Raw genomic sequence first — 12,787 nt, 5'->3', positions numbered from 1 at the left:
CGGCCATGCACGAATCGATCATCAAGCGTACCGGCGTGAACCGGTCGGCCCGGCGATCCGGCTGGCATGCGCCGGCGCCGCGGGCGCGCTATGGTGAAACCGAGGCACCGACTGCGCGTTGTCTATACCCGCGCGGTAAGCGCCATCGCATGGCCGTTTCGATGTCTGGTCACGTGCGTATTGCAGGCGCGAGATGATGGAATCGCTGCACGAACTGCTCTCGACATTGGCGCCGGGCCTCGGCCAGGGGCGCCGGCTGCTGCGTCTGCATACGCCGTTGGGTCCGGATCGCCTGATTCCGGAAACCGTCGAAGGCGAAGAACGCATTGCCGGGGGCGCGGGTTATCGGTTCGAGATCACGGCCCTGTCTCCCGACGCGGATATTGCCCTCGACGACCTGCTGGGCCAGCCGGTGCTGCTGGAATTGATGACGGCCGAATCGCGCACCGAGCTGCGTCCGTGGCACGGCCATGTCACGGCCTTCGAACGGCTTGGTTCCAACCAGGGTGCGGCGCGCTATCGGCTCGTGGTCGAGCCGTGGCTGGCGTTTCTCGACTATCGCACCGACAGTTTCATCTTCCAGGACGCCACGCTCGTCGAGATCGTCGAGTCCGTATTCGCCGATTATGTCGGCCAGGGCCGGCTGGTACCGGCATGGCGATGGGATCTGGCCGATACGGCGGTCTATCCGCGGCGCAGTCTCACCGTCCAGTACGGTGAGACCGACCTGGCCTTCCTGCGGCGGCTTCTGCTGAGCCAGGGGCTGTATTTCTGGTTCGAACACCAGGGGGCGCCGTCGGCCGAAAACCTTGGCGAACATCGTCTGGTGATCGCGGATCACAACAAGGCCTTCGAACCCGCCGACCCGGTGCCCGTGCGGTTTCACCGGGCCGATGCCACGGAAGCCGAGGACAGCATCCAGCAGTGGCGTGTCAGCGAGAGCCGCCACGCGCCGAATGTCGTGCTGGCCAGCTGGGACTACCGCACGCGCCAGACCCGTTCGGTGTCGGCCGCGTCGGATGCCGAGACCCCGATTCGTACGGACGCCGTGGACGTGCCCGGCCAATACGCCTATCCCACGCGCAGCGACGGCCAGCGCCTGGCCGATCGACAGGCCGAGGCCTACCGGGCCGAGCAGACCCGCTATCGCGGCGAGGGCAGCTGGCGGCAACAGGCCCCAGGCCAGCGGTTCGTGCTGATCCAGCATCCGGTGGCCGACTACCCGGCACTCTGCCTGACGGTCCATCACCGCATACGCAACAACCTGTCCGCCGAAATCTTCGCGCGGGCCGAACGCGAACTCGGCGGCGTCGAACACAGGGCACCCGTGCGCCCGCGGGCGCTGGTCGATACCCAGTGGGGGCAGCACACCCGCGACGCAGACAATGCCCGTGCGCCGCGAAAGCCCGACGACCCGAACCCGAGCGGTTTCTATCACAACCACTTCACCGCCATCCCCGTCGATACCGTCTATCGGGCCGTCCAGCGCGACGGCCACGGCCATCGGCTGCATCCCAAGCCCACCGCCCCGGCCATGCAGACCGCCATCGTCGTCGGCGCGCCGGGCACGCCGGTTCATACCGACCGCGATCATCGCATCAAGGTGCAGTTTCACTGGCAGCGGGGTACCAAGGCCCACAACCGTCAGGCCCACCCCAGCGCGGCCGACAACGCCCCGGCAACCGATGCCGCCGGCACCTGGGTGCGGGTGGCCACCCCGATCGCCGGGGCCAACTGGGGCAGTCACTTCATCCCGCGTGTCGGCCAGGAAGTCATCATCACCTTCCTGGAAGGCGATATCGACCGGCCCGTCGTCACCGGCGCGCTCTACAACGGGCAGGGCGCCGTCGATGGGCAACACAACCAGACCAGCGGCGCCGTCGGTGCCACCACAGCCAATGCCCCGGCCTGGTTCGCGGGCGAGGCCGGCGCCTATGCCCATCCGGCGGTCCTGTCCGGCATCAAGACCCAGGCGCTGTCGACCAGCGGGCAGGGCACCGGCGGCTTCAATCAGCTCGTCTTCGACGACACGCCGGGCCAGCTGCGCACCGAACTCTCGACCACGCAATACGCCACCCGGTTGGCGCTGGGCCATATCAAGCACCAACGCGACGCGGCCCGTGAAACCGACCGTGGCCACGGTGCCGAGCTGGCCACCCGGGCCACGGGCGCCGTCCGCGCCGGCCAGGGCCTGTTGCTGACCACCGAGCCCGGCCGCCAACAGCTCAGTGCGGACGGTGCCATCGCCGGCCTGTCCGAAGCCCATCAGCTCACCAAGGCCCTGTCCGAGGCAGCCGACCAACAACAAGCGATCGTCGCAGGCGACGACAAGACCCCCGACCGCGCCGCCATCAACGCGCTGGCCGACAGTCACGACGCGGCCGGCCAGACCGCGCGCGGCACCGGCACCGACACCGCAGCCGACGCCGCCGCCATCAAGACCACCCAGGGCGGCGCCGGCGACGCGCCGGCCTGGTCGCGTCCGGACCTCATCCTCTCGGCCCCGGCCGGCATCGCCGCCGTCACCCCGGCCGACCACATCGTCTCGGCCGGCCATACCCAGAGCCTGACGGCCAACGACATCAACCTGCTGACCCAGAACGACACCAGCGTGGCCGTCGCGCGCGGCCTGCGGCTGTATACCCAGGGCCAGACCCCGGCGGCGGACAAGCCCAACCCGGAAATCGGCATCCATATCCATGCCGCCACCGGCCCGGTCAGCGCCCAGGCCCAGGCGGGCCAGGCCACCTTCGCGGCCGAACAGGATGTCACCGTCGCCAGCACCGAGGCCAGCGTCAACGTCAGTTCGCCACAACGTATCCTGCTGTCGGCCGGGGGCGCGGGCCTGACCATCGAGGGCGGCAATATCACCCTGACCGCGCCGGGGGCCGTGACCTTCCACGCCGCACAGAAGATTCTGACCGGGCCGGCGAGTGGAACACCGGATGCGCCGCGCCTGCCGGCTTCGCCGCTGTCTGAATGCGAGTGGAAGGCGTGATGGTGAGCCGTGCTTCGACGGATTCGATTTGGACGCACCTAAGTGAATGGGAGGCGCGTGCGCCCTCGGGTGCCATTTATGCGTTTGTCGACAAACGCTTTGCCCGAGCGCTCGAAGACCCGATTGCACTGCCGCGGCTGTCGGAGGGGTTGTACGCGGACGCCGTATGCGTACCTCGAGCCGATCTCAAGCATAAGCCGGATTTGTGCCCCCATCTTGTTCGCATCAACACGGCTGACCAGCCCTTGCGGCGCTGCGAAGACATCATTCGCCGCCTGGTCGATAATCTATCGGCCCCCGTGAGCATCCATGGGAATTATGTCGCCGCTTTTCTGCAAAGCAATGCGCCGGCGCAAGCGCTTGCGCAAAGCTTGGCGCGACGCCTGGTTCAGCGCGACGCGCAAGGTAAACAGCGCGTCACGGCCTTATACGAACCGCTGCGTCTAGCCCTGTATCTTGACGACACTGAAGACCCCGCGCGACGAGATGCATGGCTCGGCGAAATAGATGCTTGGTTGACCGTCAATGGCGGCGGCGAGCTATTGGCATGGCATAGCGCGCGCGATAGAAGCGCTCATGCGAAGCGGCTGCCCTACACGCGAGGCGACGCGGTCCACCAGGCCCGCATTCCCGAAATGCGCCGGTTGTTGATTGCGATGCGCAAAGCGGGCATTGCAGCTCCGGCTCGCCCAGAAATAACGCTATCGAATTATCTGGGCGAGGCAGAAGCTCACGGATTGAATGATCCTGAAGACCGGATCTTCTACGTACTCAATAGTCTGTCGTTCGGGCCGGGATGGGATGCACCCGGCGCCATCCGGTCTGCTATCGCCAGCGCCGCCCGCAACGAACAGCGCCTGGCGAAAGCGCTGGAATTGCTGAGTGCGCAGCATCAAACACGGGTGGCCCAGAGCGGCGGAGCCGACCCCATTCATCGCAAGGGAGCGTTCGCATGAGCGACACCACGACCGCACCCGCCAACGACATGGCGCAGCAACTGCAGCAAAACGCGCAGGCGGCCCGGGCCTGTGCGGCCAGCACGAACGGCGACTGCCCGTTTTGCGAGCGCCAGGGTCTGCCGATTCTGCCACTGCGCTATGCCGTCATCCCGAAGGCGCTGGACGCCCGGCCCGATGACATCCTCGGCGGCCATTCGCAGCTGGGGGAAGGCGTCACCGACAAGCCCCTCAACGCCCACAAATACACGCTCAGAACGCTGCGCGAAGGGTTCGTGCAGGTCTATCTGGGCACGCCCGGCGTGTGGCAGGTCTATGCGGTCAATCAAGACGGCCACCTGCGACTGATGCCGGATCCGGACGATATCGACCACAAGACAGGCGATAGCGTATCCGCGCGATGCAAGCGCGATGGTCATAACATTCCGGCCAGCTTCATCCACGTCAAGGATCCTGAAGCCACGCCGACGATCTATATCGCCTTCAGCGATCACCCCTGGCCGAAAAGCGTTCGGGACCAGTACGAACAGGAGCCCGCCTCCCGGATGCAACAGATCGATTGTGCCGCGCTGAGCGGCGATCCCAGCAGCCATCCGGATGCGTTCGAGATCGCCCAGCCGCCCAGTCAGAACGCGGGTGCGCTGTCCCAGCTGGTCGAAGAGTTCGCCCAGGCTCCGGCCGGGCCGATCGCACGGCGCCAGCGTATCCAGAACACGCCGCGCACGTCGCAGAGCGAATCGGCCACACGTCGCTGGCAGAGCCTGTTCGGCAACGAAGAGCGTAGTGGCGAAGTCGAGGCCATCGAAGAAAGTGCGGCGCATTACACACAGGCCGCCGACGGCCAGACTCGCGTGGCTGCGTTTGCTCTGCATGACCCGGTGGGCATGGTGGCTGAAATGAACGCCTCGCGTTTAACCGTTGTCGCCAACCGCGCCCGCTATCAGGCAAACAACGCGCGCCCGCATATCGTGTCTCAGTCGATCGTGGGCTTGAAAGCGTTCGTCGAGGCCCAGGCCACCGCGGCCCATGCCGACGAGCCTGATCGCAAACGCGAGTCGATGATGGTGTGGTCCACGCGGGAGGAGCGTGCGGCCGAAGATGCCGCCCACCGCTGGTCTCGGCTGGCGGCCCGTTATGACGAAGACGCACGCGCTCACTTTGCACAGGAATACCAGCGCACGCTGGACGCGTTTCAGACACAGATTGACGACTGCGGTGCCGACTGGGCGCGTTGGGCCGGGCAGCGCGACTGGATCGATCGTTTCGGTGATTTCGAGCCCAGTTTACCGGCCTCCCGGAGCGCCTTGATCCGCACCATGGCCCCCTGTATCGCGGGCGGGCCGACCGATGAAGAAAGTCATGCCTGTTGGCAGCAATGGCTGGCGAGCGCCTCGGACGCCGAAACGAATCCCGTCTATCGCGCGCTGTTCGGCGATCACCCGGACCTGATGGCGGCTTTCACGCCGTCGGCGGACGGTAGTGTCAACGGCACCACCACGCTCTACAACACGGCCAAGAGCCTGGCCCAATCCGACGGATTCCAGCAACACCTGGGCGAACCTACCCAGCAGGCCGTCGCCGATATCCAGCAAGCGCTTCACGGCGCGGTGAGCCGGCTGGGCGAGTTGCTGTCCGAGCGTGCCCATCAGCTTAGTCTCAATGCCCAGCAGACGGCCGTGCTCGCGTTTGCGCGCACTGAGATGACGGGTATTCGTGTCCGCATGCGCGTGGGCGACTACTACGAGATGCTCAACGGGTTCGCTTTCGACCCGATGCGACAGGCCGTGACGCAGACGCTCAAACGCGGTGAACGCACGGTACGCTCCATGGCCGTGGGCGGCATTCTGCTCATCGATAATGCCGCGGTGCGCAACCGGATTGTCGATGTCGTACTCTGGACGACCGACAGCGCTGATGATTTGCGTCATGCGATCAACCAGGCCAATCGAGTCGGCAATCGCGCGGCGAGTGCCGTAGGCGACTTGCTCGGGCGCATCCGTGTGACGGGCGTCAGCCTCAACGCCCGGGCCGCCCAGGCCATCGACGACCTACGCATACCGGCCGCCCGGCTGGCTCAGGCCAGCAAGGAGATCGGCGGCAAGGCCCTGCGCGTGGCGGGCAGCGGCAACGTTATCGTCGCCGCCGGCGCGGCTGCCCTGCAGGGCTGGGCACTACGCGACAATCTCAAGCAGCTGGACGAGACGGTCGGGCGCGAGCACAAGGAGGCCTGGGCGGCATTGAGTTCTGCGACGATCGGGGCCACCGGTGCGGGGATGGAACTTGTCGGTGCTGGGGCAAAGGCACTTGGTAGAGAGGCCGCGGCGGATTTGCTGATTCGAGTTGGCGGTGGTTTTGCTGTTGCTGCGTCAGCGGTTGATGGTGTGCGGTCGTTCATGGCGGCGTGGCGAACAGGTGCGACAGGCGATACGGACGCGGCATTGTTGTATACCGGCTCGGGTTTTGTGTTTGGCGCTGGGACCCTCGTTGGAGGATACGCTTGGCTTACCGGCGTAACGACTTTACTAGGCCCATTCGGTTGGGCGATTGTGCTAGTCGCAGCGGGTGCAATTTTGGCTTGGGCCGCCGCCAACGCAGAAGACACACAAGCTGAAATCTGGCTGGATCGCTGTTACTTCGGCTTAGGCGAGCGCACCGAAGGCAAGTGGACCGATCAAGACATCAATCGAGAACTCGCCCAGTTCAACGCGATTCTGGTCGGACTGAGTGGTGAGGTTGGCTTTAATAACGATTATCTGGGTATGCGCTCGGTCCTCACCGACTGCGATACTGTGGGTATGAAGCTAATACTTGGACACTTCGATCCTGACCGCAGCGCCTACGAATGGACGCTGAGCCTGCAACAAAGTGATGGGCGTTGGTTCCAGCGGATTCTCGCCGGTCGCCATGGGGTGGAGCGGCCGATGCCCCAGATGTCCGCGCTTCCCGACGATGCGATAATCGAAGATACCCGCGGGTGGTTTGAAGATATGCAGCAAGAGCAGAGCGATCATGAAAACGCGCGCGTGATTCACGCCTCGGTACAGGTAGATACCGAGCGGTTCCAGAACGCCCGTCTCGAGGCCACCTATTGGCGCGACAAGGCCGATCAAAGTGCCCAAGCGCAAATCCGTCTGACGCAGGATTGATCATGTCTCAAGCGCCCAAACTCACGCCGAAGAATCGCTTCTGGGAAGAAGATCTGCCGGATAGGTCTGAACCTGTCGATACCGATCGTGAAAAGCCGGCGTTGTACGGTGATCTCAATCTTCTGTCCGACCAATATCTCGAACTCTCGCGGGCCGAAAACCGTATGCGAGGGATTGGAATAGTAGTTAGCATCATCGGTTTTGTATTCTTTCTTGTCGGTATATATGTGATATGGCCGCCGAACGTCATGGTAGGGCCCGGCGACACCTTCATGTTAAGCGCGCTAGTTATTTGGTTGATGGCACCGTTATTACCGGTACTTGCGATACTCCCGCTCCGGCTGGACTTGGCGTTACCCGCCGACGAACCTGTACGTTTTAATCGCCATACGGGTAAAGTTTACGTTTATAGTTTCAAGCATAACCACAATCCATTCGGCCGCTGGCGCCCCGTGACCAAGGTTTTCGACTGGCAGACGATCGAAGCTGAAATTACGAAACAAGTCGGGTCGACCGGGCGTGTCGTGATGGTGCGTTACGGACTGGACCTGGCCAGCTGTAAACCCGGCACGAATGAAGTGGTGGATCGTTTTACGCTCAAGGGCGGTTTATGGACCACCGCCGAGCTGCACCGCATATGGGGTTATGTGCGCGCCTACATGAATGAAGGGGTGGATGCCGTGCCCTCCTATAAGCCACGCAAGCAGATCGTGAGCCTGCATCAAAGCTTCGTCTACTGGTTCGCCTTTATCGACTGGACGGAAGCGGGGCGAGAGTACCGAGCCAAGATCGGCCCCTTCTGGTCGCTGATCCACATTCTCATACTGCCGTTGATGCCTTTATTCATTCCGATGGTCTTCGGGCATTACATCGCCACAAAGTTTGCGCCGGAACCCCGCTGGCCCGCCGATATCGAAGCTGAATCGCGTTCTGGAGAGCCGGTATAAAAGCTGGGTGGTTTGCTCCGCGTCGCAGGCTGATCCGTACCGGCTCGCCATTGAGTGAGGGCAGGCTTGAGCTGCCCATGCCGCACCGCCTGAGCAGCTGATTGATCCGTACCTCACCGAGCCTCTCGAAGACACGCTGACGTGGGTCGCCGAAGCGCAGCATAGGGCCAGATACCCTCTTGGATTTCAAGCCCGGCAAGCGGTATCTCAGCCTTAAACGGTTGTCCCGATTTGATCACGCCGTAGATCAAATGCACGAGCTTTCGCATGCTCGCGCCCACGATCGCCTTCGGCGCTAAGCCTCGCTTTTCTAGTCGCTTCGCCAGCGCGATGATGACCGGATTGTGGCGCTTGGCTACCATGCCCGGCATATAGAGTGATTTTCGGGCGGCGGTGTGCCCGGCTCGCGAGATCGTGGTTCGGCCATTAATCGAGGTGCCGGATTGCTTTTGCTTCGGCGTGACGCCAACGAAGGCGGCCAGCGCCTTCGCGCTCTTGAACCGACGCACATCGCCGATGTAGGCCAGAAACTGGGCAGAGGCGCGTCTGCCGATACCCGGGATGCTGCGCATCAGATCGGCGTCCTGTTTGAGTTCCGGATGGCCGTCGATGTGGTCGTCGATATCGGACTGGATCCGGGCGATCTGCTCGTTGAGCCAGGCCACGTGCTCTTCGACCATCGCCGTCACGTTCGAGGGCGTGCCCTGGTTGATGAGTGCTTCGATCCGGTTGATTTCTTGCTGGCGCATGTCGATTAACGCCTGAAGTCGATCCACCAACGACCGAAGTTCGCGAACCGCGAGGCTCGGTGGCTGCCAGATATCCAGATCGGCTCGCTGGGCGAGCTTCGCAAGTAACTTGGCCTCGCCCTTGAATCGCCCCGGTTTCGTCGGAGGTTCCAACTCTTGAGAGACTGGAGCGATGAAACAGAGCAGACGTTATTCCCCGGAGGTCCGTCAGCGCGCGGTTCGGATGGTGTTCGAGCATCAGGGCGACTACGCGTCACAGTGGGCGGCGATCGGCTCGATCGCCGGCAAGTTCGGTTGTACGCCGGAGACGCTGCGCAGCTGGGTTCGCCAGGCCGAACGCGACCGCGGCCTACGCGATGGCCAGACCACCGAAGAGCGCGAACGCGTCAAGGCGCTTGAGCACGAGAACCGCGAGCTCAAGCGCGCCAACGAGATCCTGCGCAAGGCCTCGGCGTATTTTGCCCATAGGGCCTCGACCGCCGAGGCAAGTGATGATCGACTTCATCGACCATCACCGCGACGTTTACGGTGTCGAGCCGATCTGCTCGGTGTTGCCGATCGCACCGTCGACGTACCACGAAGCCAAGCGGCAAGCCTCTGAGCCCAGCCGCCGATCGGCCCGCCAGAAACGTGATGCCGAGATCCGCGGCGCCATCCAGCAGACCTGGAACGCCAACAAATGCGTTTACGGGGCGCGCAAGGTCTGGCGCCAGCTGCAGCGAGACCAATGGCACGTTGCTCGTTGCACGGTTAAGCGTCTGATGCGGGACATGGGCTTGCACGGTGTCACCCGCGGTCGTGCGCCGCGCACGACCCAATCCGACGCGTGTCAGGCCGCGCCCGAGGATCACGTGCGTCGCGACTTTACGGCGCACGCGCCCAACCAACTCTGGGTGGCGGATTTTACCTACGTTGCGACATGGCGCGGATTTGTCTACGTCGCCTTCGTGATCGACGCGTTCGCGAGTCGGATCGTCGGCTGGCGCGCGTCCAACGCACCCAACACAAATCTTGTGCTCGATGCGCTCGAGCAAGCCATTCATGATCGCCAACCGGCCAAAGGCTTGATTCAACATACTGACCGCGGCGTTCAATATCTGTCGATTCGATACAGCGACCGACTGGCTGATCTCGGGATCACGCCCTCGGTCGGGCGTGTCGGCAGCTCGTACGACAAGGCGTTGGCCGAGACGGTGATCGGGTTGTTCAAGACCGAAGTCATCCGTCGCAACGGGCCATGGCGCGATCTCGAAGCGGTCGAGTTCGCTACCCTGGACTGGGTCGACTGGTTCAACCGTCAACGCCTTCTCGGCCCCCTCGGCGATATCCCGCCGTCCGAGGCTGAAGAACACTTCTATGCCACACTTTCCGAGTCCGCCAAGGCGGCGTGACCCAGACCCACAAGCCTCCGGGAAAACCGGGGTGATTCACCCTTGTCGGTATTGTTCCGACTGAGCTCGCTCTGAGCAAAGCGGTGATCCGGGCCGGGTTGACCACACTTACCGCCGCTCCTTGCAGATCGACGACGGCAGTGTGATGCAGTTGGTCTCCCTGAATCGCGATGTCTTTGTCTCAGCCAAGGCCGCGGTCACCATTTACGCGGATAGCGACGACACCCAGCCGTTCATTCAGCATGTGTTTTCGCTACAAGACAACGCCCTAAACTAGAGTGCTACAGATCATGCGCCAAGACCCGGCAATACTTATCCGATCGCATAACGCAAAAGAACCGTTTTTCTGGTTCGGTAAAAAGCACACTAATAAATATAATCCGGTCAGGCTCAAGGTGTTGGCCATGAAGCCGGAATATGTGATGGCCGACCACAAGCAGAGGGTCCATACGCAGCCTATCGCATGGGGAGCGATCCACCGCGTCTATCCGAATGCCATAGAAATTGAGGGCGGTAAAGAGTCTGCGCCCACGGAATGGGTCGTCGCCGTTGCCGTTTTTTTGGGTTTTGTTAGCGCTGGTCTGTTAATTGTTACCGTGATGTTTTTGCTCGCAGGTGCCTTTTTAATCATCCCAATGGGTTTGCCCGTTCTATTATTTGCTTTATCGGCGACTTGGATGATGATTAGATTGGCGATCTGGCCCGCTGTCGAGTGTCCGGTGATGTTCAATCGACGGGATCGTACCGTCACCGTTCGACATTTCGTGCGCCGTGGTTTTCTGAATGTCCGTCAATTGAAACCGAAGAGCTATCTCCGAACCTATTCTTGGGATCGTCAGGTCCAGGCGCGCACTTATGTTGCGAGAGGCGGCACCGCCGTCAGTTATATCGTGCAGCGCGACCTGAATATCGTCATGGGAGAGGCCGACGATCCGACGAAATTCAAGGATTACCACCGGGTTGGAGAAATCACCGACATCGATGCCGAGCCGTTGCTGGAACTGTGGGAATACATCCGCCGTTATATGGAAGAAGATGGGCCGACGGTTTCAGTCGGGTGCGTACCCGATTTCGATGCGCCGCCCAGCCCGTTTCCGCAGGACGTGCTTGATGCCGCCGGTGGGGCGCCGCTGGGGATTGACGAAATCGAAGCTTTGCTCAATGCGCAAGGCCAGGAATTGAGTGATGAGCTGCGCGAAAGCTGGGCGGCATCGCTAAAGAGACGAGCCGAAGCAGAAACTATCCAGTAACACATTCGCCACTTGATAGAGCTCGGCGGCTCGACGCAGCGCGACCTGGCGTCGATGTACGCCGGGTCAGACGCAATCCCAAGACAGTCGCATGCCGGTCAGGCTCATTGCCGAACTCCTCGACAACGGTCCACTCGCCGCCTGGGTCTGACTTTATCTTCGGAGCGGATTTGGCCGTTCGGCACGTCGAAAGGTCAATGGGATCAGGCTAGCCAACGGGCATTGGTTGCTTGGCCGCCCAAACGAACTATTTCGGGCGCATGGCCTGAGCCACTCAAGCCGGGTTTTCTGGCGCGTTGTATCACGTAACTTCGCGTGGTCGGCAACGGACGGGCTGTTGGCCGTGTTCGGAAAGCGTCGTTGTGTCGCACATCCACGATACAAACTTTTATTTTCGACGGCATTGACGCGGCGTCGATCTGGCTCGACTTGCAGGCCCAGATGTTTCTTGGCGGTGACGATTTCCTCACCCGTCGCCTGAGGCACGCCAATGTTCAGAACGACGTCAATATCCCGAAGATCCAGCGACGCACGCCGCCGCCACCAATAGACGTTATGGCCCGAAGACACTCTGCGTGCGATGAGGCGATTGTGGCGTACCACGCGAGCGGGGCGGACACGGCGACAGGCAGATTGCAGACTACTTCGAGCTGCTGCATTCCTCGACGGTGGGCCGGATCGTGCGAGCCAGTAAATCGGGCTGAATCTTGCGATGAGAGACCTGAGCCCAATGGCTGCGTGAGCGTGCCGAGCAGGCGCGCGCCCTCGCCTGGTGTGGACGATGGGCTTTTTGCGGCGTGGTACAGCGGTAGGCGGCACGCGCTGCATCCCAACGCAACGCGTGCTCCGCGTGCCCGTTATATAAGCCAGCCTGTTTCAGGCTTCCAGATGATGCGTGGATGACGAATCGTCATCGTCCGAGGATTGAAAGGCCTTGGCCAGTGCATCGTCCTTGGACTCGGCCTCGAAAGTGCCCTTTTTCGTGAAGCCTCTGGTGGCCATCGTCTCGCGATACCAGTCGTTGCCGCGAAAGCCGACGAGAATCCATAGCCCCAGCGTGATCAGGTTGCATACCAGGTCGGTGGCGATCTGCGCTTGCTGCGTGCTCGGCAGCACGGTGCTCAGAATGCTCAGTACGATAATGATACCGCCAATGATGGCGAGCCATTTCCACATCATTTTATAAGCGAGCCAGAATACGCCAAAGAACATGGCCGGCCATGAAAAGCCCTGTTTGACAGCCTGCGGGCTTTTGACGGGGTGCGCATAAATATCAAAGACTTTCATGGTTCGTCCTCGGTCGGTGGTGATTCAAAGCGGTGCGGCGAAATAAGCAGATGTGTTGAATTT

The 12,787-nt window shown here is 62.1% G+C and carries 9 protein-coding genes and 1 other annotated feature; of the genes, 7 read left to right on the top strand and 2 right to left on the bottom strand.

Features of this window, described 5'->3' with window-relative positions:
• Window positions 1–193: 193 nt before the first annotated feature.
• From D3260_RS14695 to D3260_RS14680, 4 genes are read left to right on the top strand one after another with little or no spacing between them, the layout of a single operon-like run.
• Window positions 194–2,998, top strand: coding sequence for a type VI secretion system Vgr family protein (locus D3260_RS14695; RefSeq protein ID WP_120099360.1), 2,805 nt, complete (start codon window positions 194–196; stop codon window positions 2,996–2,998).
• On the top strand, window positions 2,998–3,954 hold the full coding sequence (locus D3260_RS18000; protein ID WP_305000224.1) for a hypothetical protein: 957 nt from the start codon (window positions 2,998–3,000) through the stop codon (window positions 3,952–3,954). Before D3260_RS14695 ends, D3260_RS18000 begins: the two co-directional genes overlap by 1 nt.
• A complete protein-coding gene (locus tag D3260_RS17555) occupies window positions 3,951–7,100 on the top strand; it encodes a T6SS effector BTH_I2691 family protein (RefSeq protein ID WP_120099358.1) in 3,150 nt (1,049 codons plus the stop codon). Before D3260_RS18000 ends, D3260_RS17555 begins: the two co-directional genes overlap by 4 nt.
• A gap of 2 nt (window positions 7,101–7,102) precedes the next feature.
• The gene (locus tag D3260_RS14680) at window positions 7,103–8,047 is read left to right on the top strand and encodes a DUF6708 domain-containing protein (RefSeq protein WP_147418219.1); all 945 of its coding nucleotides are present in this window, start codon (window positions 7,103–7,105) and stop codon (window positions 8,045–8,047) included.
• 113 nt (window positions 8,048–8,160) lie between these two features.
• Here the strand turns inward: D3260_RS14680 and D3260_RS14675 are convergent, their stop codons facing one another.
• Complete coding sequence (locus tag D3260_RS14675) at window positions 8,161–8,949, bottom strand: transposase (protein WP_199671532.1); 789 nt, start codon at window positions 8,947–8,949, stop codon at window positions 8,161–8,163.
• A gap of 19 nt (window positions 8,950–8,968) precedes the next feature.
• Here D3260_RS14675 and D3260_RS14670 point away from each other — a divergent pair.
• From D3260_RS14670 to D3260_RS14665, 3 genes are all read left to right on the top strand, one after another.
• Window positions 8,969–10,187, top strand: a protein-coding gene (locus D3260_RS14670; RefSeq protein WP_120099356.1) for an IS3 family transposase whose coding sequence is annotated in 2 segments (ribosomal slippage) — window positions 8,969–9,258 and window positions 9,257–10,187 — 1,221 coding nt in all. Because the reading frame shifts where the segments join, the coding sequence is not laid out codon by codon here.
• Window positions 9,247–9,362 (top strand) — a sequence feature (AL1L pseudoknot). It overlaps the preceding gene by 116 nt.
• 121 nt (window positions 10,188–10,308) lie before the next feature.
• Window positions 10,309–10,464: a hypothetical protein gene (locus tag D3260_RS17550; protein ID WP_158583559.1), complete on the top strand. Its 156-nt coding sequence runs from the start codon at window positions 10,309–10,311 to the stop codon at window positions 10,462–10,464.
• A 13-nt stretch (window positions 10,465–10,477) separates the two neighbouring features.
• Window positions 10,478–11,437: a hypothetical protein gene (locus tag D3260_RS14665; protein ID WP_147418218.1), complete on the top strand. Its 960-nt coding sequence runs from the start codon at window positions 10,478–10,480 to the stop codon at window positions 11,435–11,437.
• 876 nt (window positions 11,438–12,313) lie between these two features.
• Here D3260_RS14665 and D3260_RS14660 read toward each other — a convergent pair.
• Complete coding sequence (locus D3260_RS14660) at window positions 12,314–12,724, bottom strand: DUF2628 domain-containing protein (RefSeq protein ID WP_120099354.1); 411 nt, start codon at window positions 12,722–12,724, stop codon at window positions 12,314–12,316.
• Window positions 12,725–12,787: the final 63 nt, after the last annotated feature.

The organism is Salinisphaera sp. Q1T1-3, from assembly GCF_003602005.1.
GTDB lineage: Bacteria > Pseudomonadota > Gammaproteobacteria > Nevskiales > Salinisphaeraceae > Salinisphaera.
The sequence above is the reverse complement of the archived record's forward strand: the minus strand, read 5'-3'. Positions and strand labels throughout refer to the sequence as shown.

Bases quoted from the DNA above. Each gene is read 5' to 3' on its own strand.
- D3260_RS14695 (WP_120099360.1), top strand. From the start codon at position 194: ATGATGGAATCGCTGCACGAACTGCTCTCGACATTGGCGCCGGGCCTC.
- D3260_RS18000 (WP_305000224.1), top strand. From the start codon at position 2,998: ATGGTGAGCCGTGCTTCGACGGATTCGATTTGGACGCACCTAAGTGAA.
- D3260_RS17555 (WP_120099358.1), top strand. From the start codon at position 3,951: ATGAGCGACACCACGACCGCACCCGCCAACGACATGGCGCAGCAACTG.
- D3260_RS14680 (WP_147418219.1), top strand. From the start codon at position 7,103: ATGTCTCAAGCGCCCAAACTCACGCCGAAGAATCGCTTCTGGGAAGAA.
- D3260_RS14665 (WP_147418218.1), top strand. From the start codon at position 10,478: ATGCGCCAAGACCCGGCAATACTTATCCGATCGCATAACGCAAAAGAA.
- D3260_RS14660 (WP_120099354.1), bottom strand. From the start codon at position 12,724: ATGAAAGTCTTTGATATTTATGCGCACCCCGTCAAAAGCCCGCAGGCT.